The organism is Mycobacterium sp. SMC-8, from assembly GCF_025263565.1.
In the GTDB taxonomy this organism is placed as follows: Bacteria; Actinomycetota; Actinomycetes; order Mycobacteriales; family Mycobacteriaceae; genus Mycobacterium.
Genome location: NZ_CP079865.1, coordinates 6120998 through 6146382, shown reverse-complemented (window position 1 = coordinate 6146382; position 25385 = coordinate 6120998). Strand labels below are relative to the sequence as shown.

At 67.8% G+C, this 25385-nt stretch carries 24 protein-coding genes and 2 pseudogenes; 20 read left to right on the top strand and 6 right to left on the bottom strand.

Going from position 1 to position 25385, the window contains the following annotated elements; genetic code table 11:
- The first annotated feature begins 84 nt into the window (after positions 1 to 84).
- Together KXD97_RS29500 and KXD97_RS29495 are read left to right on the top strand one after the other, a co-directional pair.
- Positions 85 to 1041: an LLM class F420-dependent oxidoreductase gene (locus KXD97_RS29500; RefSeq protein ID WP_260754559.1), complete on the top strand. Its 957-nt coding sequence runs from the start codon at positions 85 to 87 to the stop codon at positions 1039 to 1041.
- A gap of 28 nt (positions 1042 to 1069) precedes the next feature.
- Positions 1070 to 2149 carry a CaiB/BaiF CoA-transferase family protein gene (locus tag KXD97_RS29495; protein ID WP_260754558.1) on the top strand — a complete coding sequence of 360 codons (1080 nt, stop codon included), beginning with the start codon at positions 1070 to 1072 and terminating at the stop codon, positions 2147 to 2149.
- Here the strand turns inward: KXD97_RS29495 and KXD97_RS29490 are convergent.
- Entirely contained in the window at positions 2137 to 2457 is a 321-nt protein-coding gene (locus KXD97_RS29490; protein ID WP_260754556.1) for a 2Fe-2S iron-sulfur cluster-binding protein, read from the bottom strand. The genes KXD97_RS29495 and KXD97_RS29490 overlap by 13 nt on opposite strands.
- A 114-nt stretch (positions 2458 to 2571) precedes the next feature.
- Between KXD97_RS29490 and KXD97_RS29485 the strand changes: the two genes are divergently transcribed.
- Genes KXD97_RS29485 through KXD97_RS29470 form a run of 4 tightly spaced genes read left to right on the top strand, consistent with a single transcriptional unit; the run spans position 2572 to position 6675 of the window.
- Positions 2572 to 4005, top strand: a complete 1434-nt coding sequence (locus KXD97_RS29485; protein ID WP_260754555.1) for a class I adenylate-forming enzyme family protein — start codon at positions 2572 to 2574, stop codon at positions 4003 to 4005.
- Positions 3983 to 4798 carry an acyl-CoA dehydrogenase family protein gene (locus KXD97_RS29480; RefSeq protein WP_260754554.1) on the top strand — a complete coding sequence of 272 codons (816 nt, stop codon included), beginning with the start codon at positions 3983 to 3985 and terminating at the stop codon, positions 4796 to 4798. The genes KXD97_RS29485 and KXD97_RS29480 overlap by 23 nt, the downstream gene beginning before the upstream one ends.
- Complete coding sequence (locus KXD97_RS29475) at positions 4785 to 5879, top strand: acyl-CoA dehydrogenase family protein (RefSeq protein ID WP_260754553.1); 1095 nt, start codon at positions 4785 to 4787, stop codon at positions 5877 to 5879. Before KXD97_RS29480 ends, KXD97_RS29475 begins: the two co-directional genes overlap by 14 nt.
- A gap of 31 nt (positions 5880 to 5910) precedes the next feature.
- The gene (locus KXD97_RS29470; RefSeq protein WP_260754552.1) at positions 5911 to 6675 is read left to right on the top strand and encodes an enoyl-CoA hydratase/isomerase family protein; all 765 of its coding nucleotides are present in this window, start codon (positions 5911 to 5913) and stop codon (positions 6673 to 6675) included.
- A gap of 320 nt (positions 6676 to 6995) precedes the next feature.
- Here the strand turns inward: KXD97_RS29470 and KXD97_RS29465 are convergent, their stop codons facing one another.
- Both KXD97_RS29465 and KXD97_RS29460 read right to left on the bottom strand, forming a co-directional pair.
- Positions 6996 to 7736 (bottom strand): SDR family oxidoreductase, encoded by a 741-nt coding sequence (locus KXD97_RS29465; RefSeq protein ID WP_260754551.1) that lies wholly within the window; start codon positions 7734 to 7736, stop codon positions 6996 to 6998.
- A gap of 19 nt (positions 7737 to 7755) precedes the next feature.
- The gene (locus KXD97_RS29460) at positions 7756 to 8520 is read right to left on the bottom strand and encodes an SDR family NAD(P)-dependent oxidoreductase (protein ID WP_260754550.1); all 765 of its coding nucleotides are present in this window, start codon (positions 8518 to 8520) and stop codon (positions 7756 to 7758) included.
- A 104-nt stretch (positions 8521 to 8624) separates the two neighbouring features.
- On the opposite strand from KXD97_RS29460, the pseudogene KXD97_RS29455 reads away from it, so the two are divergent.
- The 3 genes and pseudogenes from KXD97_RS29455 to KXD97_RS29445 all read left to right on the top strand — a co-directional run.
- Positions 8625 to 9152 (top strand): annotated as a pseudogene (locus KXD97_RS29455) (AAA family ATPase); the annotation flags it as partial.
- A 119-nt stretch (positions 9153 to 9271) separates the two neighbouring features.
- Complete coding sequence (locus KXD97_RS29450; RefSeq protein WP_260753034.1) at positions 9272 to 10666, top strand: IS1380 family transposase; 1395 nt, start codon at positions 9272 to 9274, stop codon at positions 10664 to 10666.
- Between the two features lie 156 nt (positions 10667 to 10822).
- A pseudogene (locus tag KXD97_RS29445) lies at positions 10823 to 11176 on the top strand (methylmalonyl Co-A mutase-associated GTPase MeaB); the annotation flags it as partial.
- Positions 11177 to 11194: 18 nt separating this feature from the next.
- Here KXD97_RS29445 and KXD97_RS29440 read toward each other — a convergent pair.
- Genes KXD97_RS29440 through KXD97_RS29430 form a run of 3 tightly spaced genes read right to left on the bottom strand, consistent with a single transcriptional unit; the run spans position 11195 to position 13836 of the window.
- Positions 11195 to 11407, bottom strand: coding sequence for a hypothetical protein (locus tag KXD97_RS29440; protein ID WP_260754549.1), 213 nt, complete (start codon positions 11405 to 11407; stop codon positions 11195 to 11197).
- Positions 11408 to 11451: 44 nt separating this feature from the next.
- Positions 11452 to 13065 carry an FAD-dependent oxidoreductase gene (locus KXD97_RS29435; RefSeq protein ID WP_260754548.1) on the bottom strand — a complete coding sequence of 538 codons (1614 nt, stop codon included), beginning with the start codon at positions 13063 to 13065 and terminating at the stop codon, positions 11452 to 11454.
- A 36-nt stretch (positions 13066 to 13101) separates the two neighbouring features.
- Positions 13102 to 13836 carry an IclR family transcriptional regulator gene (locus KXD97_RS29430; protein ID WP_260754547.1) on the bottom strand — a complete coding sequence of 245 codons (735 nt, stop codon included), beginning with the start codon at positions 13834 to 13836 and terminating at the stop codon, positions 13102 to 13104.
- A 154-nt stretch (positions 13837 to 13990) separates the two neighbouring features.
- On the opposite strand from KXD97_RS29430, the gene KXD97_RS29425 reads away from it, so the two are divergent.
- From KXD97_RS29425 to KXD97_RS29375, 11 genes are read left to right on the top strand one after another with little or no spacing between them, the layout of a single operon-like run.
- Positions 13991 to 14872: an alpha/beta fold hydrolase gene (locus KXD97_RS29425; protein ID WP_260754546.1), complete on the top strand. Its 882-nt coding sequence runs from the start codon at positions 13991 to 13993 to the stop codon at positions 14870 to 14872.
- Positions 14869 to 16581 carry a bifunctional 3-(3-hydroxy-phenyl)propionate/3-hydroxycinnamic acid hydroxylase gene (locus tag KXD97_RS29420; RefSeq protein WP_260754545.1) on the top strand — a complete coding sequence of 571 codons (1713 nt, stop codon included), beginning with the start codon at positions 14869 to 14871 and terminating at the stop codon, positions 16579 to 16581. Before KXD97_RS29425 ends, KXD97_RS29420 begins: the two co-directional genes overlap by 4 nt.
- Entirely contained in the window at positions 16529 to 17449 is a 921-nt protein-coding gene (locus KXD97_RS29415) for a 3-carboxyethylcatechol 2,3-dioxygenase (RefSeq protein ID WP_260754544.1), read from the top strand. Before KXD97_RS29420 ends, KXD97_RS29415 begins: the two co-directional genes overlap by 53 nt.
- Entirely contained in the window at positions 17446 to 19254 is a 1809-nt protein-coding gene (locus KXD97_RS29410) for an FAD-binding protein (protein ID WP_260754543.1), read from the top strand. Before KXD97_RS29415 ends, KXD97_RS29410 begins: the two co-directional genes overlap by 4 nt.
- Before the next feature lie 6 nt (positions 19255 to 19260).
- Positions 19261 to 20580, top strand: coding sequence for an LLM class flavin-dependent oxidoreductase (locus tag KXD97_RS29405; protein ID WP_260754542.1), 1320 nt, complete (start codon positions 19261 to 19263; stop codon positions 20578 to 20580).
- Between the two features lie 2 nt (positions 20581 to 20582).
- Positions 20583 to 21425, top strand: coding sequence for a coniferyl-alcohol dehydrogenase (locus KXD97_RS29400; protein ID WP_260754541.1), 843 nt, complete (start codon positions 20583 to 20585; stop codon positions 21423 to 21425).
- Positions 21422 to 22420: a cyclase family protein gene (locus tag KXD97_RS29395; protein ID WP_260754540.1), complete on the top strand. Its 999-nt coding sequence runs from the start codon at positions 21422 to 21424 to the stop codon at positions 22418 to 22420. Before KXD97_RS29400 ends, KXD97_RS29395 begins: the two co-directional genes overlap by 4 nt.
- An 8-nt stretch (positions 22421 to 22428) precedes the next feature.
- A complete protein-coding gene (locus KXD97_RS29390; RefSeq protein WP_260754538.1) occupies positions 22429 to 23022 on the top strand; it encodes an NADPH-dependent FMN reductase in 594 nt (197 codons plus the stop codon).
- Positions 23023 to 23026: 4 nt separating this feature from the next.
- The gene (locus KXD97_RS29385) at positions 23027 to 23851 is read left to right on the top strand and encodes an alpha/beta fold hydrolase (protein ID WP_260754537.1); all 825 of its coding nucleotides are present in this window, start codon (positions 23027 to 23029) and stop codon (positions 23849 to 23851) included.
- On the top strand, positions 23848 to 24678 hold the full coding sequence (locus KXD97_RS29380) for an SDR family NAD(P)-dependent oxidoreductase (RefSeq protein ID WP_260754536.1): 831 nt from the start codon (positions 23848 to 23850) through the stop codon (positions 24676 to 24678). The genes KXD97_RS29385 and KXD97_RS29380 overlap by 4 nt, the downstream gene beginning before the upstream one ends.
- Entirely contained in the window at positions 24678 to 25385 is a 708-nt protein-coding gene (locus KXD97_RS29375; RefSeq protein WP_396885548.1) for a TetR/AcrR family transcriptional regulator, read from the top strand. Before KXD97_RS29380 ends, KXD97_RS29375 begins: the two co-directional genes overlap by 1 nt.

The window sequence follows — 25385 nt, the reverse complement described above, 5'->3', positions numbered from 1 at the left end:
TTTCGGCAGATATCGCGATCTCAGCGCACTTTCGCCGGAGGAGGCACGTTCAATCAGGCCGGGCGGGCGAAGCGGGGGTGGGCAATGAGACTCGGAGTGATGATCGGGGCCGAGCGCGGCGACATGGCGCGCAAAGTCAGCAAGCTGGTGTCCGACATCGAGTGGGCCGAGTCGGCGGGCCTGGACACCGCGTGGATGCCGCAGGTGCCCAACGACTTCGACTGCCTGACGATGGTCGCCCTGATGGCGGCGCACACCTCGCGGATCGAACTCGGCACCGCTGTCGTGCCGCTGCAGGCACAGCATCCGATCGCCCTTGCCCGGCAGGCGCTTTCGGTGCATGCGATGGCGAACGGGCGGCTTGCCCTCGGTGTCGGGCCGTCGCATCACTGGATCGTGCGCGACATGCTGGGCCTCCCGTACGACAAGCCGGCCGCCTACACCCGTGACTACCTCGAGGTGCTCAGCGCCGCGCTCGCCGGACCGGGTGATGTCGACGTCGAGAACGACACGTTCACCGTGCACAATCCGACGGTTCTCGGTGCCGAGCAACCGCTTCCGGTGCTGGTGGCCGCGCTGGGACCGGTGATGCTGCAGATCGCGGGGGAGCGCGCCGACGGCACCGTGCTGTGGATGGCCGACGAGAAGGCAATCGGCGAGCACATCGCGCCGAAGATCATCAAGGCCGCCGCCGAGGCGGGGCGCCCAGCGCCGCGAATCGTCGCCGGCATCCCGGTGTGCCTGTGTGCGAACTCCGAGGTCGACGCCGCCAAGGAGCGGGCCAACCGGATCCTCGCCGAGGCGGAGACCTCGCCGAACTACCAGCGGTTGCTGGATCGTGGCGACGCCCGCAACGTCGGCGATCTGTGCGCGGCCGGTGACGAAGAGTCGATCCTGGCGCGGTTCAAGCAGTTCGCCGATGCGGGGGTCACCGACCTGTCGGTGCGGTTGCTGCCGATCGGGGAGACCCGCGACGAGCTGGTCGCGTCGAAGTACCGCACCCGCGAGGTGATCGGCGAGCTCGCCAAGCGCGTGCGATGATCGCCGGCGTGAAAAGCGAGGTAGTGCGATGAGCGCCGGCCCGCCGGGCCCGGTAGGCGGCGCGCCGCTGGCCGGCATTCGGATCATCGAGGTCGGCGTCATGCTGGCCGGACCGTACGCGACGATGATGCTCGCCGACCTGGGTGCCGAGGTGATCAAGGTCGAGCCGCCCGGCGGCGAGATCTCCCGGCAGGTCAGCGACAGCTACTTCGCGAGCCTGAACCGCAACAAGCAGAGCGTGGTCCTCGACCTGAGATCGGCCGAGGGGCGTGCCCGTCTGGGCGAGCTGGTGGCGGATGCCCACGCGCTGCTGGTGAACATGAAGCCCTCGGCCATCCGGCGGCTGGGGCTGACCTATGAGGCGCTCAAGGAGTTTAACGAGCGCATCGTGTGCGTCGCGATGACCGGCTTCGGCCTCGACGGCGGGGACGATCCGGCGTTCGACTATGTCATCCAGGCGGCAACCGGGGTGGCTGCGATGACGGGAGACCCGCAGGGGCCTCCGACGCTGCCGGGGTATTCGTCGGCCGACAACTCCACCGGTCTGACCGCAGCGCTGGGGCTTCTCGCCCAGATCGTGTCCGGTCGGGGTGGGCAGGTCGACGTGTCCTTGCAGGACGTGATGCTCTCGCAGCTGAACTACCGCGCCGCGGCGTACCTCAACGAGGGCGTGGAGCCGCAACGGTATCCGTACGGGGCACACTCGTATTACGTTCCGGCGCAGTTGTTTCCGACCGCAGATGGCTACCTGGCACTGTTCATCACCCACGACGCGTTCTGGGCGGCCTTTGCGGGCGAGGCGGGAATCGAAGGTTTTTCCACCATGGCCGAACGCGCGGCTCGCCGCGACGAGGTGTTGGAGCTGGTAGGGGCGGTGTTGCAGACCGACTCCGCGGTGAACTGGCAACAGCGCCTGCAGCCGCTGGGTATTCCGGTCGCCGCGGTGCGCACGCTGCCCGAGGCGCTGGCCGCCACGCCGCACGCGGTGGTCACCGCGGGCGAGTTCCGCCAAGTCGGCAGCCCGATCCACATCGCCGGGTACGCCCCCCAGTACCGGCCGGCGCCCCGGCTCGACGAGCATCGTGCCGTGCCGGCTCACTCGTCGTAGCTGACCCTCACATCGGGGGTGTCCGGCACCGCCTGGCAGGTCAGGACGTATCCCTCGGCGACCTCGTCCTCGGTCAGCGCGTCGTTGACCCGCATCGTCGCCGTCCCGTCGGTCAGCAACGCCATGCAGGTTCCGCAGTTGCCCGCCTCGCACGAGAACGGCGGTCCCATGCCGGCGCGACGCGCGCTCTCCAGCAGCGTCTCGTCGGGCCGGTGCGCCACCGATGCGGTGGTGCCGTCCAACGTGATGGTGATGGTGCCTGCATCGGTGACGGCGGACCCCGCTGCGGGTGTCTGCGGGTCGGTCATGGAACCCTCTTTCGACATTGTCATTCTGATAATAGGAGAATAGTATTCTCCTGGACAAGCGGTAATCCTCTCGCAACCATCATCCAACACTGTGTCGGAAGGGGCGCGCGCGACGTGAGTGAGCCCTGGGCGCTCGCCTTCGAGGATCGGCAGTACACGCGCGCCGATCTCGACGCCCTGGCTGCCGGTATGGCCGCGGAGTTGCAGCAGCGGGGGGTGGTCGCGGGATCACGGGTGGCACTGATGTCATCGAACCGCCCGGAGTTCGTGGCGGCCCTGCACGCGATCTGGCGTCTCGGCGGGGCTGCGGTGCTGCTGAGTCCGGCCTGGAAGCGGACCGAGGTCGACCACGCGCTGTCGCTCACCGAACCGACGCACGCGGTCGGTGATCACCCCGTCCTCGCCGAGGCCATGCCGATGCTGCCTCTCGACCAGGAGATCCCCCCGGCGGAACATGAGGCGCTCGAGCCCGACCCGGCCGCCGACGCGGTGCTGGTCTTCAGCTCCGGGACCACGGGCATGCCCAAGGCGGTCCGGCACACGCATGCGTCCCTGGCTGTCGCGGTGCGGCACTGGCGGTCCGGCCTGGGGCTGACGTCCGCGGACCGCATGCAGGTCATGACGCCGCCCTCCCACATCCTGGGGCTGCTCAACATCCTGATGGCGCTCGACACCGGCGCCTGGATCCGGTTGCACCGCCGCTTCGACATCGACGCCATGCTCAGGCACATCGAATCCGACCGCATCACCGTTGAGATGGCGGTGGCGCCGATCGCGCTGGCTCTGTCGGCACATCCGGAGCTCGAAAAGCACGATCTCACCTCGCTGCGCTGCATCATGTGGTGCGCCACCCCGGTGACCAGCAGCGTCGCCGTTGCCGTCACGCAACGCACCGGGGTGTCCTGGGTGACGGCCTACGGCGCCAGTGAGCTGCCGGTGATCTCTTGCAACGACCTGCAGCAGCCGCGGCTGGACACCGTTGGCCGCGCGGTGGACGGCGTCGATCTCCGGATTGTGTCGCTGGAGACGGGGGAGGTGTTGGGGCCGGACGCCGAGGGAGAGATCCAGGTGCGGTCCGACTCCGCGATGGCCGGTTATCTGCCCGACGAATGGACCGGCCACGCGTTCACCGACGGCTGGTATCGCACCGGTGACGTCGGAACGCTCGACGCCGACGGCTGGCTGCGGATCACCGATCGCGCCAAGGAGATGATCAAGGTCCGCGGTTTCCAGGTCGCGCCCGCGGAGGTCGAGGCCGTGCTGCACGGACATCCGGCCGTCGACGACTGCGCGGTGTTCGGGGTCCCGGCAGGCGATGGCGAGGCGATCGTCGCCGCCGTGACGGCGCGCGGACCGGTGGACACCGGCGAGCTCGCGGCCCTGGTCGGCGAGCGGCTGGCCTCCTACAAGCGACCGAGCCGTGTGGTCGTCGTCGACGAGATCCCGCGCCTGCCTTCGGGCAAGGTGCTTCGGCGAGTTTTACGGGAGCGGGCGATGAGCGCCCGCGCGAAGAGCGGAGAATTCTGTGGACGTCCGTCTGACCAGTGAGCAGCAACAGCTGCGTGATGCCGCCGCGGAGGTGTCGGCTGATCTCGGGCCGGGGTCGGTCGCCGACCTCGACGACTCGGGACGCATCGCGCGGCTGGAGAAGGCCGTCGACGCCACCGGTTTCCGCACGCTGCGCTCCGACGGCGCCTCCGCGATCGAGGTCGCGATCGTGGCCGAGGAGTTCGGCCGGGGGCTGGTCGACGTGCCCTACCTCGGGCCGGTGCTGGCCGACGACCTGCAGCGCCGACTGGGCCGGCCGGTGGCGTCCACCGAGGCCGTGCCGCAGACCGTGGATCTGACGAAAAGCCTTGCCGGCGTGGTCGAATCGCCGGCCGAGCTGGCCGACCTCTCCGACGACGATGCGGGCCGGTGGTATGCGCTCGCGTTGGCGTCGACCACTGCCGACATCCTGGGGGCGGCGCGGGGCACCCACGCGCTGGCCACCGAGTACGCCAAGGTGCGCGCGCAGTACGGTGCGACGATCGGTTCCTACCAGGCCGTCGCGCACCTGCTCGCCGAGAGCCTGGCGCTGATCGAGGGATCGATCAGCGTGGCCCGGCATGCCGCGTGGGCGGTCGACGAACTGCCGGTGCGGGAAGCGATCGAGGCTGCCCGGGTCGCGAAGATCTACTGTGCGCGGGCGGCGATGACGGTGTGCGAGACGTCGATCCAGGTACACGGCGGCATCGGCAACACCTGGGAATGCCTGGCGCACGTTTATCTGCGCCGTGTGCTGGCCGCGACCGAGGCCTGGCCTGCGAAGCTGGAGGAGCTGACCATTGGACTTTCGTGATTCCCCCGACGAGGCCGCGTTTCGCGAGCGCCTGAGCGCCTGGCTGGCCGAGCAGAAGGGCAGGTTTCCGACCTCCGGCGACGCGTACTGGGCGAAGGCGGGCGAGTGGCATCAGGCGCTGTTCCAGGCCGGCTTCTTCGGCACATCATGGCCGAAGGCGTACGGCGGCCAGGATCTGCCGCCGGTGTACGACGTGATCGTCGACGAGGAGATCGCCAAGGCCGGCGCCCCGGCGCGGCCCAGCCTCGGCTATCTCGTCGTCGGCCTGAGCCACCATGGCAGCGAGGAACTGCGCCGGCGGTTCCTGCCCGGCATGATCAACGGCACCGAGCGCTGGTGCCAGGGCTTCTCCGAGCCCGGTGCGGGGTCGGACTTGGCGTCACTGACCACGACCGCGGTTCGGGACGGTGACGAGTACGTCATCCACGGGCACAAGATCTGGACCAGCTACTCTGACGTCGCCGACTGGTGCCTGGTGCTTGCGCGCACCGACAAGGACGTGCCGAAACATCGCGGCATCTCGGCGTTCATCGTCAGCATGCACCAGCCCGGAATCGAGCAGCGGCCGCTGAAGATGATCAGCGGCGTCACCAAGGAATTCGGCCAGGTGAGCTTCGACGGCGCCCGGGTGCCCGCCGAGAACATGGTCGGCGCACCCGGCGAGGGCTGGAAGCTGGCGATGACGGTGGTCAGCCACGAGCGCGAGCCGTCGACGCTCGGTTTCTCCGCCCGCTATGGAAAGACGGTGCGGCAGATGGCATCTCGGGTCGACGGTGAACCGAACGAAGAGCTGCTGTGGGCGTGGGTGCAGACCGAGATGCTGCGTCTGCACGTGCGGCGGCGGCTCTCCGAACAGCTGGACGGGATCACCCACGGCCCGCAGGGGTCGCTGGACAAGTTGTTGATGACGTGGACCGAGCAGTCGGTCGGGCATGCGGCGCTGGCGACGGTCGGCACCGCCGACGAGGAACTGTTCGGGGCCTACATGTACAGCCGGGCGCAAAGTGTCATGGGAGGCACATCGCAGATTCAGAAGAACATCATCGCGCAACGCATTCTCGGACTGGGAGCCTCCGGCTGATGAGCGCCGGCGCGAAGAAAGAAGGTAGCTGATGTATTCCATGCCAGACGAAATCAAGGTCGAGGCCGACGGCGCCCTGCGCATCATCACGCTGAACCGACCCGACGACCTCAACGCGGTCAACGACAACCTGCACGTCGGCCTGGCCAAGATCTGGGAGGAACTCAACGAGGACGCCGGTGCGCGTGCGGCCGTCATCACCGGTGCGGGACGGGCGTTTTCGGCCGGCGGCGACTTCAACTACCTCGACGAGTTGCGCAACGACGAAGCCCTGCGTCAGAAGACGATCAAGCACGGTCGTGATCTGGTGATCGGTATGGTGCGCTGCCGCATCCCGGTGATCGCCGCGGTGAACGGGCCGGCCGTCGGGCTGGGCTGCAGCCTGGCGGCGCTGTCCGACGTCGTTTACATCGCCGAGAACGCGTTCTTCGCCGATCCGCACGTGTCGATCGGACTGGTGGCCGCCGACGGTGGCCCGCTGGTGTGGGGTTCACAGATCAGCCTGCTGCAGGCCAAGGAGTTCGCGCTGACCGGTGTGCGGATCAAGGCTCAGCGCGCGGTCGAGCTCGGGTTGGCCAATCACGTGGTGGAGGATCCGCTCGCCGAGGCGATCACGTGCGCAAACAAGATGATCGAGCTGCCGCAGCAGGCGGTCGAGGCGACCAAGCGGCTGATGAACATGCAGTTGGAGAAGTCGGTGATGGCGTCGTTGGATTACGCCAACCTGGCCGAGTACGTGTCGTTCGGCACGACGGACTTCAACAAGATCGTCGACGGCCTGATCGCCAAAAAGTAGGCGCTTCCTGCCGCGAGCGTGCGTGTCTGCGGCCAACACGCCGCACTCCGAACCGATTTCACGCACGCTCGCCGGGCATGGTGCGCACGCTCGCGGGATCGCACGCGCGGATTGCGCAGCCCAACCGAGTGAGTAGCCGAACGAGCGAGTAGGCCAACCGAGCGAGTAGGCCAACCGGCGCGCGGAGTGGGCGAACCAAGCGTGCGGATCGTGCGGCCCGAGCGTGCGCGAAGTTCGTCCAGGACGCGGCGTGTCGGGCGCAGACACGCCCGCTCGCGCGGAGGGGCTGGGGCGGAGACAGGCTCGCTTGCCCGCTCGCGCTACGGGGTGAGCTCTTCGGAGCGCTGGATGGTGCCGGTGATGCCCGAAGCATCCTGTCCGGCAAGAAAAACCGCGGCATCGGCCATGGCCTCGGGCGGTTCGACCATCTCGGGCGGGATCTGCATTCCCGCCCCGCCGGCCTGCCAGCCTTCGGTGAGCACCACCCGTGACGGACTCAGGCAGTTCACTGCGATGTTGTCCGGTTTCAGATCGGCCGCCAGGCCGAGATACAGCCGTTCGACCGCGGCTTTGGACACCCAGTAGGCGTTCGCACCGTGATCGGTCATGGCGACCCCGGTGGTCGTCACAGCGATGAGCGAACCCCGGCCGCGCACCCGGATGTGGGGGATGGCCGCCTTGGTGACCAGGAAGACGCCGGTGGTGTTGACGTCGAGGCACAGCTGCCACCGTTTCAGCGGGGTGGTTTCGATGGGCCCGAGCCACAGCACGCCGGCATTGGCGACCAGGATGTCGATTCCGCCGAACTCGACCACCGTCGCGGTGATCGCGGTGTTGACGGACTCCTCGTCGGTGACGTCGCACGGTACCGGCAGCGCCCGCCCGCCGTCGTCCGAAATCCGCTGTGCGACAGACCCGATTGTTCCCGGCAGCTTTCCCTCCTGCTCCGAGCGGGCGGCCACTGCCACCGACGCACCCGCCCGCGCCAGCGCGGCGGCCACGGTGGCGCCGATGCCGCGGCTCGCGCCCGCGACGAACGCGACCTTTCCCTGCAGCGTCACCCGTCGGTCACTTCCCGCGTCATTTCGGGGGGAATCGCAGTGCCCCGTCGAGCCGAATCACCTCACCGTTGAGGTAGTCGTTCTCGACGATGCTCTGCGCCAGCTGCGCGTATTCGGTGGACCGGCCCATACGCTTCGGGAACGGCACCTGCGGTCCCCAGTACTGCTCGAGCTGATCGGCCGCGTTGCCGTAGGCCGGGGTGTTGATGGTTCCGGGGGCGATCGTCACCACGCGAATCCCCAACGGGGACAGGTCGCGAGCAGCGACCAGCGTCATCCCGATCACCCCGCCCTTGGCCGCCGAATACGGCAGCTGTCCGATCTGTCCCTCGTAGCCTGCCACCGAGGCGGTGTTGACGATGACACCCCGTCCACCCTCGTCGAGCGGTTCGGTCTTGGCGATCGCCGCCGCCGAGAGCCGCATGATGTTGAACACGGCGGTGAGGTAGAACTTGATGGTTGTCTCGAAAGCGTCCAAGCCCAGCGGGGATCCGTCTTTGCCGACGAGCCGTCCGCCGCCGGCGGGTCCACCGTGGGTGTCCACCGAAATGCGCAGCGGCCCGAGAGCTTCAGCTTCGGCGATCGCGGCAAGCACCGACTCCTCGGAGGTCGCGTCGGTGCGCACGTAACGCACGCCGAGCTCGGACTCCAGCTGTTTGCCCTTGTCGTCGGCCAGGTCGGCGACGACCACTTTCGCGCCCGCTCCGTGCAGTCGCCGCACCGTCGCCTCACCGAGACCACCGGCTCCTCCGACGACCAGTGCCGAGTTCCCCGCGATGTCCATGCGTATCCTCCCTGGAACTATCACTCTCAGCTTAGGAGAATAGCATTCTCGGAAGCGGAACGGTCCCTCGCGTAGCGAGAAATCGCCTGCGTAAGGTGTCTGGGGTGACGATCGACGACCTCATCGCCGCGGCGCGCGGGGGTTCAGCGCGCGCCACCGGCCGGCTGCTCAGCTACGTGGAGAGTCCGCGCCGGGATGACGTGCTCGCCGCACTCGGGGAGGTTCGCCCGGCCCGTGTCGTCGGCATCACCGGTCCACCGGGCGCGGGCAAGTCCACCACCGTCGGCGCGCTCGTCGGTGCCTATCGGGCCGACGGTAGGCGAGTGGCGGTGCTGGCCGTCGATCCGTCCTCGCCGTATAGCGGCGGCGCCCTGCTGGGTGATCGCATCCGGATGGCGGCCCACATCAACGATCCCGACGTGCTGATCCGATCGGTGGCCACCCGGGGGCACCTCGGGGGTCTGGCCGCCGCGGTGCCCGCGGCGATCACGCTCGTGTCAGCACTGCACTTCGATGTCGTCATTCTGGAGACCGTCGGCGTCGGACAGTCCGAGATCGAGATCGCCGCGGTGGCCGATCCCACCGTGGTGGTCCTCAACCCGGGAGCCGGGGACGCTGTGCAGGCCGCTAAGCCTTGATCCACCGATCGAATAGGAGTTGGGGCGGGTTGTAAAAACGAAATGCCCTGTCGCGGTGAAAGAATGGGATTTGTCTAGGATCACATTCGGTCAGAACGAAGGGCATCTCGTAGATGCAACTATCTCACACTCGTCCTGTGGCGTCAGCCCGCTTTGATGACCCCAATCTGGTGTCGTGTGCCGGGCTGGTCCCGATGGCCGCTCTGGCTCATCAGTGCGGGTTGAGCAGCCTGGCTGATGAGCACATCACGGTGCCGACCGACAAGGGCGCCAACGCCGGGGCGAAAGTCTTGTCGCTGGTCGCGGGCATGGTAGCTGGGGCTGACAGCATCGATGACATGGCCTTGCTGCGCCACGGCGCGATGGGCACCGTGTTCGACCGCCCGTACGCCCCGTCGACGCTGGGATCGTTCCTGCGCGAATTCAGCTTCGGTCATGTCCGCCAACTCGACGCCGTGGCGGCGCGGTTGCTGGCCGGTCTGCACGAACGCACTCCGGTGCTGGCCGGTGTTGACGGTCCGGTGTGTGTTGATCTCGATGACACCATCATCGAAGTGCACGGCTACACCAAACAGGGATCTGGTTACGGATACTCCGGGGTCCGTGGGTTAAATGCGCTGATCGCCACGCTCACCACTGAGCATGGTGCACCGATCATCTGCGGCCAACGCCTACGCAAAGGCGCCTGCGGATCAGCACGTGGAGCTGCCCGCATCGTCGGCGACACGCTGGCCACCGTGACACGACTGCGCTCTTCGGCGGCAGCCACCCGGCCGCTGCTGCGAGCCGACTCGGCGTTCTACGGCTACCCAACCGTGGCGGCTGCTCTGCGCGGTGGTGCCGACGTGTCGATCACCGTGCGCCTGGACCCAAAAGTCAAAGTCGCCATCGCCGCCATACCCGAGGACGCCTGGATCCCGATCCAGTACACCGACGCGATCTACGACGAGAACACCCAGCGCTGGATCTCGCGCGCCGAGGTCGCCGAGATCGACTTCACCGCGTTCAGCTCCCGCACAACCAGCGAGCAGATCCCCGGCAGGCTGGTGGTGCGGCGCATCCCCGACCTCAACCCCGCCAGCGGCGAGGGGCAGACCACCCTGTTCGACACCTGGCGCTTCCATGCCTTCTTCACCACCACCGACCTCGATACCGTCACCGCCGACAAGACCCACCGCGGCCACGCGCTCATCGAGCAGGTCCACGCCGACCTCAAAGACTCTGCTCTGGCCCATCTGCCCTCGGGGCGATTCGGCGCCAACGCCGCCTGGCTGGTGTGCGCAGCGATGGCGTTCAACCTCACCCGCGCCGCGGCCACCCTGACCGGACCAGCGCTGGCCAAAGCCCGCACCGGCACCATCCGCCGCACCCTGATCAGCGTGCCGGCACGCATCGCCTCCTCGGCCCGACGCCTGACCCTGCACCTGCCACGCAACTGGCCCTGGGAAACCGCGTGGAACACCCTGTTCCACAGTCTGTTTGGCCGAAACCGGCCACTGCTGGCCTAACAGAGCAACCCCAACCGCCCGCACGAGACGAAAGACCCACAGGAACAAGCCGATACCGAGATCGGGCCATCACACACACCCACCTCACGGCACACCCCGGGCCCAACGCACACAATCGAAATCGACTTCACACCGACAGCTCACCGGTGGATCGAGGCTAAGGCAGGCCTGCTGGAGGTTGCCGACATCGTCGCGGTGAACAAGGCCGACCGTGAGGGCGCCGACCAGACGGTACGGGACCTGCGGGCCGAAACCGACGTGCCGATCCTCAAACTCATCGCGGCCCAGGGCCGTGGGATCGACGAGCTGCTCGAGGTGATCGAAACCCACCACCGCACCGACAATCCCGGTCGGCGATCAGCCAGGGCGCGTGCCCAGATCCTCTCGCTGGCGCAGAGCCTGCTTCGTCAGCACGAGGGACTGGGCTCACTCGCTGACGCGGTGGCCGACGGTCGCACCGACCCGTACACGGCGGCAGCGCAACTCATCGTCACCGACACCATGCGCTGAGCTATTCCGGGAGCTCGATCAGCCGCTTGGTGTACCGCAGGAGTTCGCGTCGTGGCATCGACGTTCGACTGCCTCGTCGATGACCTGGGTGTGTAACAGTTCGCGGGCGCGGATCGCGGACTGCTCGGCCTCGGCGGCCTCCAGCGCCGGCTCCAGCCGGGCCAGTGCGGCGTCGAGCACCCGGGTCTGCGCGGCGGTGCGCGCGCTGAACCTTGTGCCGATGCCCGTCACCCCGCCAGGGGTAGTCGGGAGGGTAATGCGCGGGTGTGGCGCTGTCAGGACACCGACGTGCCGGTGGCGGCGGTGTATCCGGCGCGATAGCCGAACACCATGGCGGGGCCGAGGGTGCCGCCCGCACCGCCGTAGGCTTTTCCGGTGGCGCCGGCCATCGCGTTGCCTGCGGCGTACAGCCCGGTGATGGCGGTGCCGTTGACGTGCAGCACCCGCCCGTCACGGTCGGTGCGGGGCCCGCCCTTGGTGCCCATCGCGCCGACGGAGACCGGGACCGCGTAATACGGCGCCGTGTCGATCGGACCTAGCGTCTGGCCCGCCGTGGTGGCTGCCGAGGTGTCGCCCCAGTAACCGTCGTAAGCGCTTGCGCCGCGGCTGAACTCAGGATCGTGCTCGGCGGCGACGTTGGTGTTCCAGGCGGTGAGCGTGGCGGCCAGGCCGTCGGGGTCGATGCCGGTCTTCTCGCCGAGCTCCTCGAGATCGGCCGACTGGCAGAACCAGTCGGGGATCGGTCCGTCGGGGTCCACGCCGAGGAAGCCGTAGTGCTTGAGGTGGATGGAGTCGAAGACGATCCAGGCCGGATCGTTGGCATACCCGAGCTTCGGATCGAGAAAGTGGAACGGCCCGGCCATCGAGTTGTATTCGCCCGCCTCGTTGAGGAAGCGCCTGCCCGCCCGGTTGACGATGATGCTGCGCGGTCGGGTGCGCTCCAACCTGACGCTGCGGCTGCGCGGGTGCCCCTCGAAGGTGTCGCCGGGGATCTGCACGATCGGAACCCACCACGCTTCGCCCATGTTCGCCAGATCGGCGCCGTGCGCCATCGCCATCCGCAGTCCGTCGCCGGTGTTGTGGGGCGGCGAGACCGCGCCCCGCATCGGGCCCCGCAGATACGCCTCGACCAGGCGGCGGTCCCACTCGAATCCACCGGTGCCCAGGATCACGCCGCGACGGGCGTGCACACGGAAATCGCTGTGGCCCTGGCGGACTCGAACCCCGATGATCCCCAGCGGGCCGGCGATCAGCTCGACGGCGCGTGCCTCGGTGTGCGGCGTGACGCCGCGGTCGAGCAGGCCGCGCAGCAGGCCGGCGATCAAGGCGGTGCCGGCGACGCAGTAGTCGCCGGACTCGCTGTCGACGGATGCGTGGATGCGCGCGCGGGTCTCGGCGTCGATGCCGACGTTGCTGAAGTCCGCCGGAAACGACGTTATCCGCGAGCTCCACTCACCGAGCCGGGACAGGTCGAACGGTTTGGCGTTCAGCGATCGACCGCCACCGGGTTTGCCGCCCGGCAGTTCGGGCTTGTAGTCGGGAAAGCCGGCGGCCACCTCGAAGACGAGATCGCTGTGGGACTCCACGAAGTCGAGCATCGGCGCGCCTGTGCGGACGAACGTCTCGACCAGTTCTTCGTCCATGTATCCCAATGACTGGGCGCGCAGGTACGCCATCGCGTCCTCGACGGTCAGCTCGCCCTCTTCGGACCTGTTGTGCGCCGGGATCCACACGATTCCACCAGACACCGCGGTGGTCCCGCCGACGGTGGCCGCCTTTTCGTAGACCTCGACGGTGGCGCCGTTGACGACGGCGGTCAGCGCGGCGGTCAGTCCTGCGCCGCCGCTGCCCAGTACGACGACGTCGACCTCATGGTCCCAGTCGGTCATCGCTGTCTCCTTCCGATGGTTGCTGCCCGGTCCGGCTCAGCTGAGGACGGCCGACAGATCGTGGGCCGCCTTGATGACCGATTCGCGGCCGTCGAGAACGACGTCCTCGCGGTGCGAAATCAGGTTGATGCACGTGGGCGGCGCCGGGGATCTACGTCGTACCGGCACGGCCAGTCCGTAGGTGTTGGGCTCGATCTCACCGTGGGTGATCACCCAGCCCTGCTGGCGCGTCTGCTGTACCAGGTCACGCTCGCCGGGGCGCGGCGGCATGCTGGACAGCAGCGCGATCCCCGCAGCGCCGCGGTCGAGCGGATAGCGGCTCCCCTCGTGAAATGACAACTGGTAGTAGACGTTTGTCGGCACCATGACCGCGACGGCGACCTGCTGGTCGCCTTCGGCGACGAGCAGCGACACCGTGGTGGCGAGTTCGTCGGCCAGCGCGCGCAGGGTGGGCACGCACAATTGCCGGACGTTGTTGTCGAACGACGCGCCGAGCACGGCGAGCGCGGCCGCCGAGCGGTAGCGGCCGTCTTCTCCTTTGGCGACGAACCGGTACTGCGCGAGGGTGCTGAGCAGCCGGTAGGCGATGGTCCGGTGCACGCCGATGTCGTCGGCGACCTGCGCGACGGTCAGCCCGGTCGGTGAGCTCGCCACCAGTTGGAGTGCGTTGAGCCCACGCGCCAGCGTCTGGGAGCCGGGCGCGCTCGGGCCCGCAGTGGCGGTCCCGCGTGCACCCGCGTCAGGCGGGTGATCACCGGCCGGTCGATTCATGCGGACCTTCCTTGACAGATCTCTGTCGTGAGAGTGATGCTCTAACTATAGTGCACATGTATGTGCGATAAATGAGCAGAGTGCTTACAAAATACGAGAATTCGATTCTCGCCGTCAAGGTCTCGGGCAGGGACTCCACGGAAGGAGTGCAGGGGTGGCGGAGTTCGAGAGCGTATGGAGCGACCTGCAGGGCGTCCCGTTCTCTCAGGGGTACCTCGACGCCGGCGGTGTCCGCACCCGTTACCTGCACGCCGGTGATCCGGGCAAGCCCGTGCTGGTATTCCTGCACGGTTCCGGCGGTCATGCCGAGGCCTACGTCCGCAACTTAGGGGCGCACGCCGAGCATTTTTCGACGTGGTCGATCGACATGCTCGGCCACGGCTACACCGACAAGCCCGGCCATCCGCTTGAAATCCCGCACTACGTCGAGCATCTCGCCGCATTTCTGGATGCGATCGGCGCGCAGCGCGCGCACATCAGCGGCGAGTCGCTGGGAGGCTGGGTGGCCGCACGCTTCGCCGCGGACCGGCCGGATCGGGTGGATCGTCTGGTGCTCAACACCGCAGGTGGCTCGCAGGCCGATCCCGAGGTGATGAAGCGGATCTTCACGTTGTCGATGGCCGCGGCGGAGGACCCGACCTGGGAGACGGTTCAGGCGCGGATCAAATGGCTGATGGCCGATAAGAGCAAGGACTACGACGACATCGTGGCCAGCCGGCAGCGGGTGTACCGCCAGCCGGGGTTCGTCAACGCGATGCGTGACATCATGGCGTTGCAGGATCCGGAGATCCGGGCGCGAAATTTGCTCGGCCCCAACGAGTACGGCGCGATCACTGCTCCCACGCTGGTGGTCTGGACCAGTGACGACCCGACCGCCGACGTCGAGGAGGGCCGGCGTATCGCGTCGATGATCCCCGGCGCCCGCTTCGAGGTGATGCCGGGCTGTGGTCACTGGCCGCAGTACGAGGATCCCAAGACCTTCGACCGGTTGCACCTGGACTTCCTGCAGGGTCGGGCGATGAGCGGGGTCCGGTGACAGCCCCGGACGTCGACGTCGACGTGGTCATCGTCGGGGCCGGCCCCTCCGGTCTGACCCTGGCGAATATTCTTGGCCTTCACGGTGTTCGGACGCTTGTCGTCGATGAACGCGACACCCTCATCGACTATCCCCGCGGTGTCGGTCTCGACGACGAGGCGCTGCGCACGTTCCAGTCGATCGGTCTGGTCGATCAGGTGCTACCGCATACCGTGCCAAACCAGATCTTGCGGTTCTTCGATGCCGACCGGAAGCTGCTGGCCGAGATGGCGCCCCCGGATGCCCGATTCGGCTGGCCCAAACGCAACGGGTTCGTCCAGCCGATGGTCGACGCCGAGTTGTTCGAGGGCCTTGAGCGGTTCGATCATGTCGAGGTCCGCTTCGGACATCGCATGCAGACCTGCTCCGAGACGAACGACGGCGTGACCGTCGGCTTCGCTGGTGGCCAGGCGTCCGTGTGTGCCCGATACGTGGTGGGGTGCGACGGCGGCCGCAGCGCCACCCGCCGCTTGATGGGTGTGTCCTTCGACGGCACGACGTCGTCGACCCGCTGGCTCGTGGTAGATGTGGCCAACGACCCGCTCGGCCATCCGAACAGCGAGGTCGGCGCTGATCCGGCCCGTCCCTACGTGTCCATCTCGATCGCACACGGCATCCGGCGCTTCGAGTTCATGATCCATCCGCACGAAACCGACGAACAGGCCGACGACCCGGAGTTCGTCCGGCGCATGCTCGGTCAGCGTGTCCCGTATCCGGAACGGGTCGACATGATCCGGCACCGGGTCTACACCCACCATTCCCGGATCGCCGGGTCGTTCCGCAAGGGTCGGTTGCTGCTGGCCGGCGACGCCGCCCACCTGATGCCGGTGTGGCAGGGCCAGGGATACAACAGCGGGATCCGCGACGCGGCGAACCTGGGATGGAAGCTGGCCGCGGTCATCCGCGGGCAGGCCCGCGACGCGCTGCTCGACACCTACGACGTCGAGCGTCGCAAGCACGCGCGCGCGATGATCGACCTGTCGACGATGGTCGGCCGGGTCATCTCCCCGACCAACCGCCGGGTGGCAGCGCTGCGTGACAAGGTGATCCACGCCGCGTCGGTGGTACCCACCCTGAAGCGCTACATCCTGGAGATGCGGTTCAAGCCGATGCCGCGCTACCTGCAGGGCGCGGTCTACCACGACGCACAGCCGTCGCCGAACTCGCCGACCGGCACCTTGTTCATCCAGCCACGCGTGGACACCCGCGACGCTCAGAACCTGCTTCTCGACGATGTGCTCGGTTCCGGTTTCGCGGTGTTGTGCTGGAGTAACAACCTACCTGCCGTGCTCGGGGACGAGGTGTTCGACAGTTGGAAAGCCCTGGGCGCGAGGTTCGTCGAGGCGCGACCGATGACCCAGCTGCGCTGGCCCGGCCACGACGACGCCGATGTCGTGGTCGTGGGCGACCGCGGGGGAGCACTGAAGAAGTGGTTCGACGTGTCGACCGACTCGGTGCTGTTCCTGCGGCCGGACCGCTGCATCGCGGCCGCGTGCATTGCGCAGCGTGCGCCGGAGGTGTCGGCGGAGCTGTTCCGCGCGCTGCATCTGAACGTTCCACCGTCCCGGGAAGGAGGGTCCGGTTCTCATGGCGAAAACACAGATGGCCGTGTGCTGCATGTCGCACAGTCCGCTGCTGAACCTTCCGGGACTGTCACAGGAACTCCTTGACGACATCGAGGGCGCCATCGGCGCCGCACGCGATTTCGTCGCCGACTTCGACCCGGAGCTCGTCGTCACGTTCTCGCCCGATCACTACAACGGGTTCTTCTACCGCGCGATGCCGCCGTTCTGTATCGGCACCGCGGCCGCGGGCGTCGGCGACTACGGCACCTACCAAGGTCCGTTGAACGTGCCGGCCGATCTGGCCACCGACTGTGCCCAGGCGGTGCTGGACGCTGACGTCGACGTCGCGATCTCGGCGGCGATGGACGTCGACCACGGCACAGTGCAACCGCTGCAGAAGCTGTTCGGCGACGCCACCGCCAAACCCGTCATCCCGGTGTTCGTCAACTCCGTGGCGACCCCGCTGGGACCGATGCGCCGAGTCCGTGCGCTCGGGGCCGCCGTGGGCGCGCATCTCGCCGGCCTCGGCAAGCGGGTGCTGGTCATCGGATCGGGCGGACTGTCGCACGACCCTCCCGTCCCGACGCTGGCGACCGCGCCGCCGGCGGCGCTGGACCGCATCGTCAGAGGCGTGCCGATGACCACCGAGCAGCGGCTGGCCCGCCAGTCGGCGGTGATCGAGGCAGCCCGCGAATTCGCGGCCGGCCACGGGGCGCTCGCTCCGCTGAACCCGGACTGGGATACGGCGTTCCTGGACCTGCTCGACACCGGCCGGCTCGCCGAGGTGGACGGCTGGGACAACGGCTGGATCGCCGAGCAGGCGGGTAACTCTGCTCACGAGGTCAGAACCTGGGTGGCCGCCTTTTCAGCGTTGGCCGCGCAGGGCAGATACGGTACCGGCGACCGGTTCTACCGTGCCGCACCGGAACTCATCGCCGGTTTCGCGATTCGAACGGCGGTGTCCACAAAATGAGTTCTGCTGCGGGCCAAGGATTCGACCAAGCCACCGATGTCCTGGTGATCGGGTCCGGTGGCGGCGGGATGACCGCCGCGCTGGCCGCGAAGTCAGCCGGCCTGGACACCCTGGTGGTGGAGAAGTCGCCGCGGTTCGGCGGCTCCACCGCGTTGTCGGGCGGCGGCATTTGGGTGCCGGGGGCGCCGTCGCAGCGCCGCGAGGGCTACGTGCCGGACCCTGATCAGGTGTTCACCTACCTCAAGGAGATCACCGGCGGTCTGGTCAGCGACGCCCGGCTGCGCACCTATGTGAACGCCGCGCCCGAGATGATGGACTTCCTCGAAAAGCTCAGCCCCTGGCTGGAGTTCGTGTGGAAGCCCGGATACGCCGACTACTATCCCGAGCTTCCCGGCGGGTCAGCGCTGGGCAGCACCATCAACGTGCCCGAGCTTGACCTGCGCGTGCTCGGCGACGAGGAACATAACCTGCTCGCCCCGTTGGCGCTGGCGCCCAAGGGAATCTGGTTCGCGCCCAAGGACCTGCGGCTGTTCTATCAGGTCCGGCAGAACTGGCGCGGTAAGGCCGTGCTGCTGAAGTTGATCTGGCGGATGTTCCGGGCCCGAGCCTTCGGGGAACGTATGGCGGCCATCGGTCAGTCCCTGTCGGCGCGGCTGCGGCTCGCGATGAAACAGCAGGACATCCCGCTATGGCTGAACGCGCCGATGACCGAGCTGATCACCGACACCGACGGCCCGGATGCGCGGGTGATCGGCGCAGTCATCGAGAAAGACGGCCGTGTGCTGCGGGTGCAGGCCCGGCGGGGGGTGATCCTGGCCAGCGGCGGCTTCGACCACGACATGGGTTGGCGGCGGCAACATCTGCCCGAGCTGAACCGGGTCGCTGAACTCGCCGGACCCGGCAAGGACTGGAGCTTCGGCAATCCCGCCGCGACCGGTGACGGTATCCGGGCCGGCGAGAAGCTCGGCGCGGCAACCGATCTGCTTGACGAAGCGTGGTGGTTCCCGGCGATCTGCTGGCCGGACGGACGGTTGCAGTTCATGCTCAACGAACGGATGATGCCATCCCAGTTCGTGGTCAACGGCGCGGGCGAGCGGTTCATCAACGAAGCCGCGCCCTACATGGACTTCGCCCACGCGATGATCGACGGTGAGCGCTCCGGTGTCACGCACATCCCGTGCTGGCTGATCACCGACATCCGGTCGTTCCACCGGTACGTCGTCGCCGGGCACCTGCCGATTCCCAAGGTGCCGTTCGCTCCCGTCCCGACTGGCCGGAAGGTGCCGGCCGCCTGGCTGGAGTCCGGCATCGTCAAGACGGGGTCCACCTGGGAGGAACTCGCCGGCCGGATCGGGGTCCCGCCGGCGCAACTGCGCCGGACCGCCGAACGGTTCAACGAGTTGGCCGCCCAAGGCCACGACGACGATTTCAACCGCGGTGACAGCGCCTACGACAACTATTACGGCGACCTGACGCTGCCCAACCCGAATCTGCACCCGCTCGGCAAGCCGCCGTACTACGCGTTCCAGATCATCCTCGGCGACCTCGGCACCTCGGGTGGGCTGCGCACCGACGAGCACGCCCGCGTGCTGCGCGGCGACGACACGGTGATCGAGGGGCTCTATGCGGTCGGCAATGCGTCGGCGGCGGTGATGGGCCGCAGTTACGCCGGTGCCGGCGCGACGATCGGGCCCGCCATGACGTTCGGCTACGTCGCGGCGTGCCACATCGCGGAGTCGGCGACCACCGACCAGGAACCACTGTCCATCCAAAGCCCCGAAAGCCCCGAATCTTCTAGGAGGTAAACAGCAGTGAAGATTTCCCTGTTCTACGAGTTCCCGTTGCCCCGGCCGTGGTCTGACGACGACGAACACCAGCTCTTCCAGCACGGTCTCGACGAGGTCGAACTCGCCGACAAGGCCGGCTTCTCCACGGTGTGGCTCACCGAGCATCACTTCCTGGAGGAGTACTGCCACTCCACCGCGCCGGAGATGTTCCTGGCCGCGGCGAGCCAGCGCACCAAGAACATCCGACTCGGCTTCGGCGTCATGCACCTGCCGCCGCCCATCAACCATCCGGCCCGCATCGCCGAACGGGTGGCCACGCTCGACCACCTGTCCAACGGCCGGGTGGAGTTCGGCACCGGTGAGGGGTCGTCGGTCGCCGAGCTCGGCGGCTTCAACATCGACCCGGCCGACAAGCGCACGATGTGGGAAGAGGCACTTGAGGTCTCGATCCGGTGTATGACCGAGGCGCCGTTCACCGGCTTCAAGGGCGAGCACGTCGAAATGCCGGCTCGCAACGTGATCCCGAAGCCGCTGCAGCAGCCGCACCCGCCCGTCTGGGTGGCGTGCACACGGCCGTCGTCGGTGCAGATGGCCGCCCAGAAAGCCATCGGCGCACTGAGTTTCGCCTACACCGGACCCGAGGCGCTCAAAGACCGGGTGGACGGCTACTACAAGGAGTTCGAGGAGAAGGGCACGCCGATCACCCCGGCGATCAATCCCAACCTGCTCGCGATCGGCGGCGACCTGTCGATGATGGTGGCCAAGACCGACGAGGAGGCGCTCAAGCGGCTCGGCATCGGCGGCGGGTTCTTCTCGTTCGGGATCATGCACTACTACCTGACGGGCATGCACACCCCTGGGCGCACCGGGGTGTGGGAGCTCTACGAAAAGGCGGTCAAGGACGATCCCACGCTGGCCTACGGGCCGGGCCGCGGCGCGATCGGATCACCCGACACCGTCCGCGAATTCCTGCGTGGTTACGAGGCCAGCGGCGTCGACGAGATCATCCTGCTGCTCAACCCGCGCAGCCACGAGGGCACGATGGAGTCCATCGAGATCATGGGCAAAGAGATCCTGCCCGAGTTCATCGAGCGCGACGCGAAAGCGGTGCAGGACAAGGCCAAGCGTTTGGCGCCGGTGATCGAGAAGGTCGAGGCGCGCCGGCAGCACTGGGACGCACCGCTGTTCGACGAAACCTACGCGTTCGGCGGTCTGCCCACCGGCCGCGGCGGCAAGTTCACGGCGGGGGAGATTCCCGAGGCGATGGCCGAGATCAACGAGGGCCGCGTCAAGGCTGCACAGGCCGAGAAGGACGCCAAGGCCGCGAAGGAAGCTGCGAGCTGATCGTGACCCCGCTGGACGAGCTGGTGCGCTTCGACGGCAGGCACGCGGTGGTCACCGGGTGCGCCTCGGGGATCGGAGCACAGGTGGCGCATCAGCTCGCTTCGCTCGGCGCGCGGGTCACCGGCCTGGACCTGCGCGCGCCGGAAAACCGTTCTGCCCTCGGGGACTTCATCCCGGTCGATCTGGCCGACCCGGACTCTGTCGACAACGCCGCGGCCGCGGTGGGTCACGGCGTCGACGCGGTGTTCAACGTCGCGGGGGTGTCGTCGGGAATCCGGGACCCGCTGCTGGTGGTGCGGATCAACTTTCTCGGTATGCGCCAGTTCACCGAAGCGTTGGTGGATCGGATGCCGGCCGGGGCCTCGATCACTAACGTGTCCTCGCTGGCCGCTTCGGGCTACCTAAACCACGCCGCCACCACCGCGGGTCTTCTCGCCACCACGTCGGTGGAAGAAGGCCTGCGGTGGTGCGCCGAGCATCCCGACGCGCTCGCCGACGGCGGCTACCGCCAGTCCAAGGAGGCGATCATCCTCTACGGGATGCATCGGGCCGTCGATCTCGGCGCCCGCGGCATCAGGATCAACTGCACCGCACCGGGGGTTACCGAAACCCCGATACTGGACCAGTTGCGTTCGGCCTACGGTCAGCAGTACCTCGATTCGTTCACCGCCCCGCTGGGGCGGGTGTCGACGCCCGAGGAGCAGGCGGCGATGCTGGTGTTCCTCGGCAGCCGGGCCGCCGGTTACCTCACCGGACAGGTGGTGTGGACCGACGGCGGCATCCTCGCCCAGCGCATCACCGCCCAGATGACCGATCCGCAGTCCGCACAAGGGAGTTCCCGATGACCGGCACCATGAGCGACTTCCGCAGGATGGCCGACGAGGTCCGCAACTGGGGACGGTGGGGCGACGACGACGAACTCGGTACCCTCAACTTCATCACTGCCGAGAAGGTCGCCGAAGCCGCAGGCCTGGTCACGCAGGGCAAGGTGATCTCCCTCGGTGGCGACTTCAGCTCCGGGGGACCTCAGGGCGCGTTCAAGTTCCGACAGAACCCCGTTCACGTGATGACCGTCGACGGGGGTGACGCCTCCACGCTCGTCGAGTACGGGCCTCAATGGCTGCGCAACGCGGTGGCCGCCGACATGAGCGCGTTCTTCGCCGACAACCCGTTCCGGTTCAACGACGACATCATCGTGATGCCGCTGCAGGCCGCCACGCAGTGGGACGCGATGTCACACGTGTACTACGAGGACAAGCTCTACAACGGATTTCCGGCTGACTCGGTGACCAGCTTCGGCGCCTTCCACCTCGGGATCGAGAAAGTCGACAGGAAGGGCATCGCCTCCCGCGGGGTACTCCTCGACGTCGTCGCGCATCGCGGCGCGGACACGTTCTGCGAGCCAGGGACCCCGATTACCCCCGACGAACTCGACGAGATCGTCGCCCGCCAGCAGGTCGAGATCCGCTCTGGCGACATCGTGGTGGTGCACACCGGGTGGTGGACGCGCTTCCTCCAGACCGGGGATGGTGGGGAAGCCGGCTCGGGACTGCACTGGACCTGCGCGGCCTGGCTGCACGAACGCGAGGTGGCAGCTGTGGCCGCCGACAATTTGATGGTCGAGGACCCCGACCCCGCCAACGGCGTGACGGGAACGTTCCTGCCGATGCACATGCTGTGCCTGCGCGACATGGGCCTCATGCTCGGCGAGTACTGGGACCTCGGTCCGATCGCCGCCGACTGCGCCGCCGACGGCAGCTACGAATTCCAGCTCGTCGCACCGCCACTGAAGGTGGTCGGCGCCGTCGGGGCACCTGTCAGTCCGATCGCGATCAAGTGAGTGGGGAAGTGACCAGTATCAATCAACCGTTCATCGTGGGTCTCGGCGGCACACTGCGGGCCAACTCGTCGACCGAACGGGCTCTGCGCTACTGCCTGACGTCGGTGGAGCAGCAGGGTGGACGCACCCGGCTGTTCAGTGCGGAGGACCTCGACCTGCCGATGTACGCTCCGCACGAGCTGGAGCGCACACCCAAAGCCCTCGAACTGGTCAAGACCCTTCGGGACGCCGACGCCGTAGTGGTGGGCTCGCCCGGATACCACGGGGCGATCTCCGGGCTGGTCAAGAACGCTCTCGACTACATCGAGGATCTGCGGGAGGACCCCCGCGTCTACCTCGACAACACCCCGTGGGGCTGCATCAGTTGCGCCTACGGGTGGCAGGCCGCGGTGGGCACGCTCACCCAGCTGCGCAGCATCGGGCACGCGCTGCGGGCATGGCCGACCCCGCTGGGTGTGGCGATCAACTCCGCCGACCCGATCTGGGATCCGTCGGGCGAGCTCGCCGACACCGAGCAGGGCAGGGCCGTGGCCAATCAGCTCGAGCTGCTGGCGAGCCAGGTGCTGGCGTTCGCGCAGACCAGCCGGACATTGGTCACCTAGCACCATGGCGTTCCGATCGAAGACTGTTCTCATCGACGGCCTGCGCACAAGTTACCTCGAAGCGGGACAAGGGGATCCGGTCGTCCTGCTGCACGGCGGGGAATTCGGCGCCTGCGCGGCCGTCGGCTGGGAGCACACCATCGACGCGCTGGCCGGGCGGTACCGGGTGCTGGCCCCGGACATGCTCGGCTTCGGAGACTCCGCCAAGGTCGTCGACTTCACCGACGGCCGGGGCATGCGCATCCGGCACATCGCGCGCTTCTGCGACGTGATGGGTGTGCAGGCCGCCCACTTCGTCGGCAATTCGATGGGCGCGATCAACCTGCTCGTCGACGCCACCTCGGACGCACCGGTGCTGCCGGCGCGCAGTCTGGTCGCGATCTGCGGTGGTGGCGAGATCCAGCGCAACGAGCACGTCAGCGCGCTCTACGACTACGACGCCTCCGTCGAGGGCATGCGCCGCATCGTGACCGCGTTGTTCGCCGATCCTGCCTACCCCGCCGACGAGGCATACGTGCGGCGCCGCTACGAATCGAGCATCGCCCCCGGCGCGTGGGAGTCATTGGCCGCGGCGCGGTTCCGCCGCCCGGGCCTGGAACCTCCGCCGGCCCCGAGCAGTGCGCGCGCCTACGGCCGCATCGCCGTACCGGCCCTGGTGATCGAAGGGGGCGACGACAAACTGCTGCCCCCGGGTTGGGCGGCCGAGATCGCCGGGCAGATTACCGAGGGGCGCTCGGCCGTCGTCGACGGCGCCGGACACTGCCCGCAGATCGAGCGGCCCGCCGCTGTCAACCAGCTGTTGCTGGACTTCTTGGAGGAGCACAGATGAACGAACTCGTGGGCAAGGTCGCCGTGGTCACCGGCGGCGCATCGGGGATCGGCCGGGGCATCGCCGAACGGTTCGCCGCCGAAGGGGCCGGCGTGGTGATCGCCGACGTCCGCGACGATCTCGGGGAACAGCTTGCCGCCGAGCTGAATTCACGCGGTGCCAAGACCGTGTACCGGCATACCGATGTCGGCGATCAGACCCAGGTCGGCGAGCTCGTGGCAGCGGCGGTCGAGACCTTCGGCGGGCTGAACGTGATGGTGAACAACGCGGGAATCTCCAGTCCGCTGCGCAAAGGCCTGTTCCACGAGGACTTCGAGGAGTTCGACCGGGTCATGCGGGTGAACCTGCTCGGCGTCATGGCCGGCACCCGGGACGCCGCGCGGCACATGGCCGACCGCGGCGGCGGATCCATCGTCAACCTCGGCTCGATCGGCGGTATCCAGGCCGGTGGCGGCGTCTCGACCTACCGCGCCTCCAAGGCGGCGATCATCCACTTCACCAAATGCGCCGCGATCGAGCTCGCGCATTACGAGGTGCGGGTGAACTGCCTGGCGCCCGGCAACATACCGACGCCGATTCTCGCCTCGTCGGCCACTGACGAGGACCGGGAACGGCTGGAACGCTTCGAGGCCAGAATCCGGCAGCAGATGCGAGACGACCGCCCGCTCAAGCGGGAGGGCAGCGCCGAGGACGTCGCCGAGGCCGCACTGTACCTGGCCACGGACCGGTCTCGGTACGTCACCGGCACCGTGTTGCCGGTCGACGGCGGCACCGTCGCGGGCAAGGTGATCGTCCGCAAGCCGGCAACCGGGCAGACCGCAGGGTGATTGCTTTAAATCAGTCGCTTGACTTAGCAGGTGTGACCGGGTTCACTGAGAGCGTGACGACTGCGAGGACCGTGCGGGCCGACCGTGCAAGCAGCACCCAAGAGGCGATCCTGAAGGCGGCCGAGCGGCTCTACGCCGAACACGGGGTGTTCGCGGTGTCCAACCGGCAGGTCAGCGAAGCCGCCGGCCAGGGCAACAACGCCGCAGTCGGCTACCACTTCGGCACCAAGGCGGACCTGGTGCGTGCCATCGAGCACAAGCACCGGGGCCCGATCGAGGAGCTGCGTGAGCGCCGGGTCGCCGAGATCGGGGATTCGACCGACATGCGCGACTGGGTGGCCGCGCTTGTCTGCCCGTTGACGGATCACCTTGCCGAACTGGGCAATCCGACCTGGTACGCCCGGTTCGCCGCGCAGGTGATGACCGACCCGGCATACCACAACATGATCGTCAAGGACGCACTGTCGTCACCGTCGCTGGTCCGGGTACTCGACGGGATCAACGGCTGTCTGCCCGATCTGCCCGTCGACGTCCGAGTGGAACGAAACATCATGGGCCGCAACCTATTGATGCACAGCTGTGCCGACCGTGAGCGGCTCCTCGCGCAGGGGTCGCCCGTCGCGCGGCCCACCTGGCAGGCCGCGGCCACCGGGCTGATCGACGCGATCATCGGGCTGTGGCACGCCCCGGTCACGGAGCTGTCTTGA

What these genes read in the sequence shown, in the direction of transcription:
- KXD97_RS29500 (WP_260754559.1), top strand. Translation starts at nt 85, where the DNA reads ATGAGACTCGGAGTGATGATCGGGGCCGAGCGCGGCGACATGGCGCGC.
- KXD97_RS29450 (WP_260753034.1), top strand. Translation starts at nt 9,272, where the DNA reads ATGCAACTATCTCACACTCGTCCTGTGGCGTCAGCCCGCTTTGATGAC.
- KXD97_RS29410 (WP_260754543.1), top strand. Translation starts at nt 17,446, where the DNA reads ATGAGTTCTGCTGCGGGCCAAGGATTCGACCAAGCCACCGATGTCCTG.
- KXD97_RS29415 (WP_260754544.1), top strand. Translation starts at nt 16,529, where the DNA reads ATGTCGCACAGTCCGCTGCTGAACCTTCCGGGACTGTCACAGGAACTC.
- KXD97_RS29380 (WP_260754536.1), top strand. Translation starts at nt 23,848, where the DNA reads ATGAACGAACTCGTGGGCAAGGTCGCCGTGGTCACCGGCGGCGCATCG.
- KXD97_RS29470 (WP_260754552.1), top strand. Translation starts at nt 5,911, where the DNA reads ATGTATTCCATGCCAGACGAAATCAAGGTCGAGGCCGACGGCGCCCTG.
- KXD97_RS29495 (WP_260754558.1), top strand. Translation starts at nt 1,070, where the DNA reads ATGAGCGCCGGCCCGCCGGGCCCGGTAGGCGGCGCGCCGCTGGCCGGC.
- KXD97_RS29430 (WP_260754547.1), bottom strand. Translation starts at nt 13,836, where the DNA reads ATGAATCGACCGGCCGGTGATCACCCGCCTGACGCGGGTGCACGCGGG.
- KXD97_RS29490 (WP_260754556.1), bottom strand. Translation starts at nt 2,457, where the DNA reads ATGACCGACCCGCAGACACCCGCAGCGGGGTCCGCCGTCACCGATGCA.
- KXD97_RS29395 (WP_260754540.1), top strand. Translation starts at nt 21,422, where the DNA reads ATGACCGGCACCATGAGCGACTTCCGCAGGATGGCCGACGAGGTCCGC.
- KXD97_RS29435 (WP_260754548.1), bottom strand. Translation starts at nt 13,065, where the DNA reads ATGACCGACTGGGACCATGAGGTCGACGTCGTCGTACTGGGCAGCGGC.
- KXD97_RS29385 (WP_260754537.1), top strand. Translation starts at nt 23,027, where the DNA reads ATGGCGTTCCGATCGAAGACTGTTCTCATCGACGGCCTGCGCACAAGT.
- KXD97_RS29460 (WP_260754550.1), bottom strand. Translation starts at nt 8,520, where the DNA reads ATGGACATCGCGGGGAACTCGGCACTGGTCGTCGGAGGAGCCGGTGGT.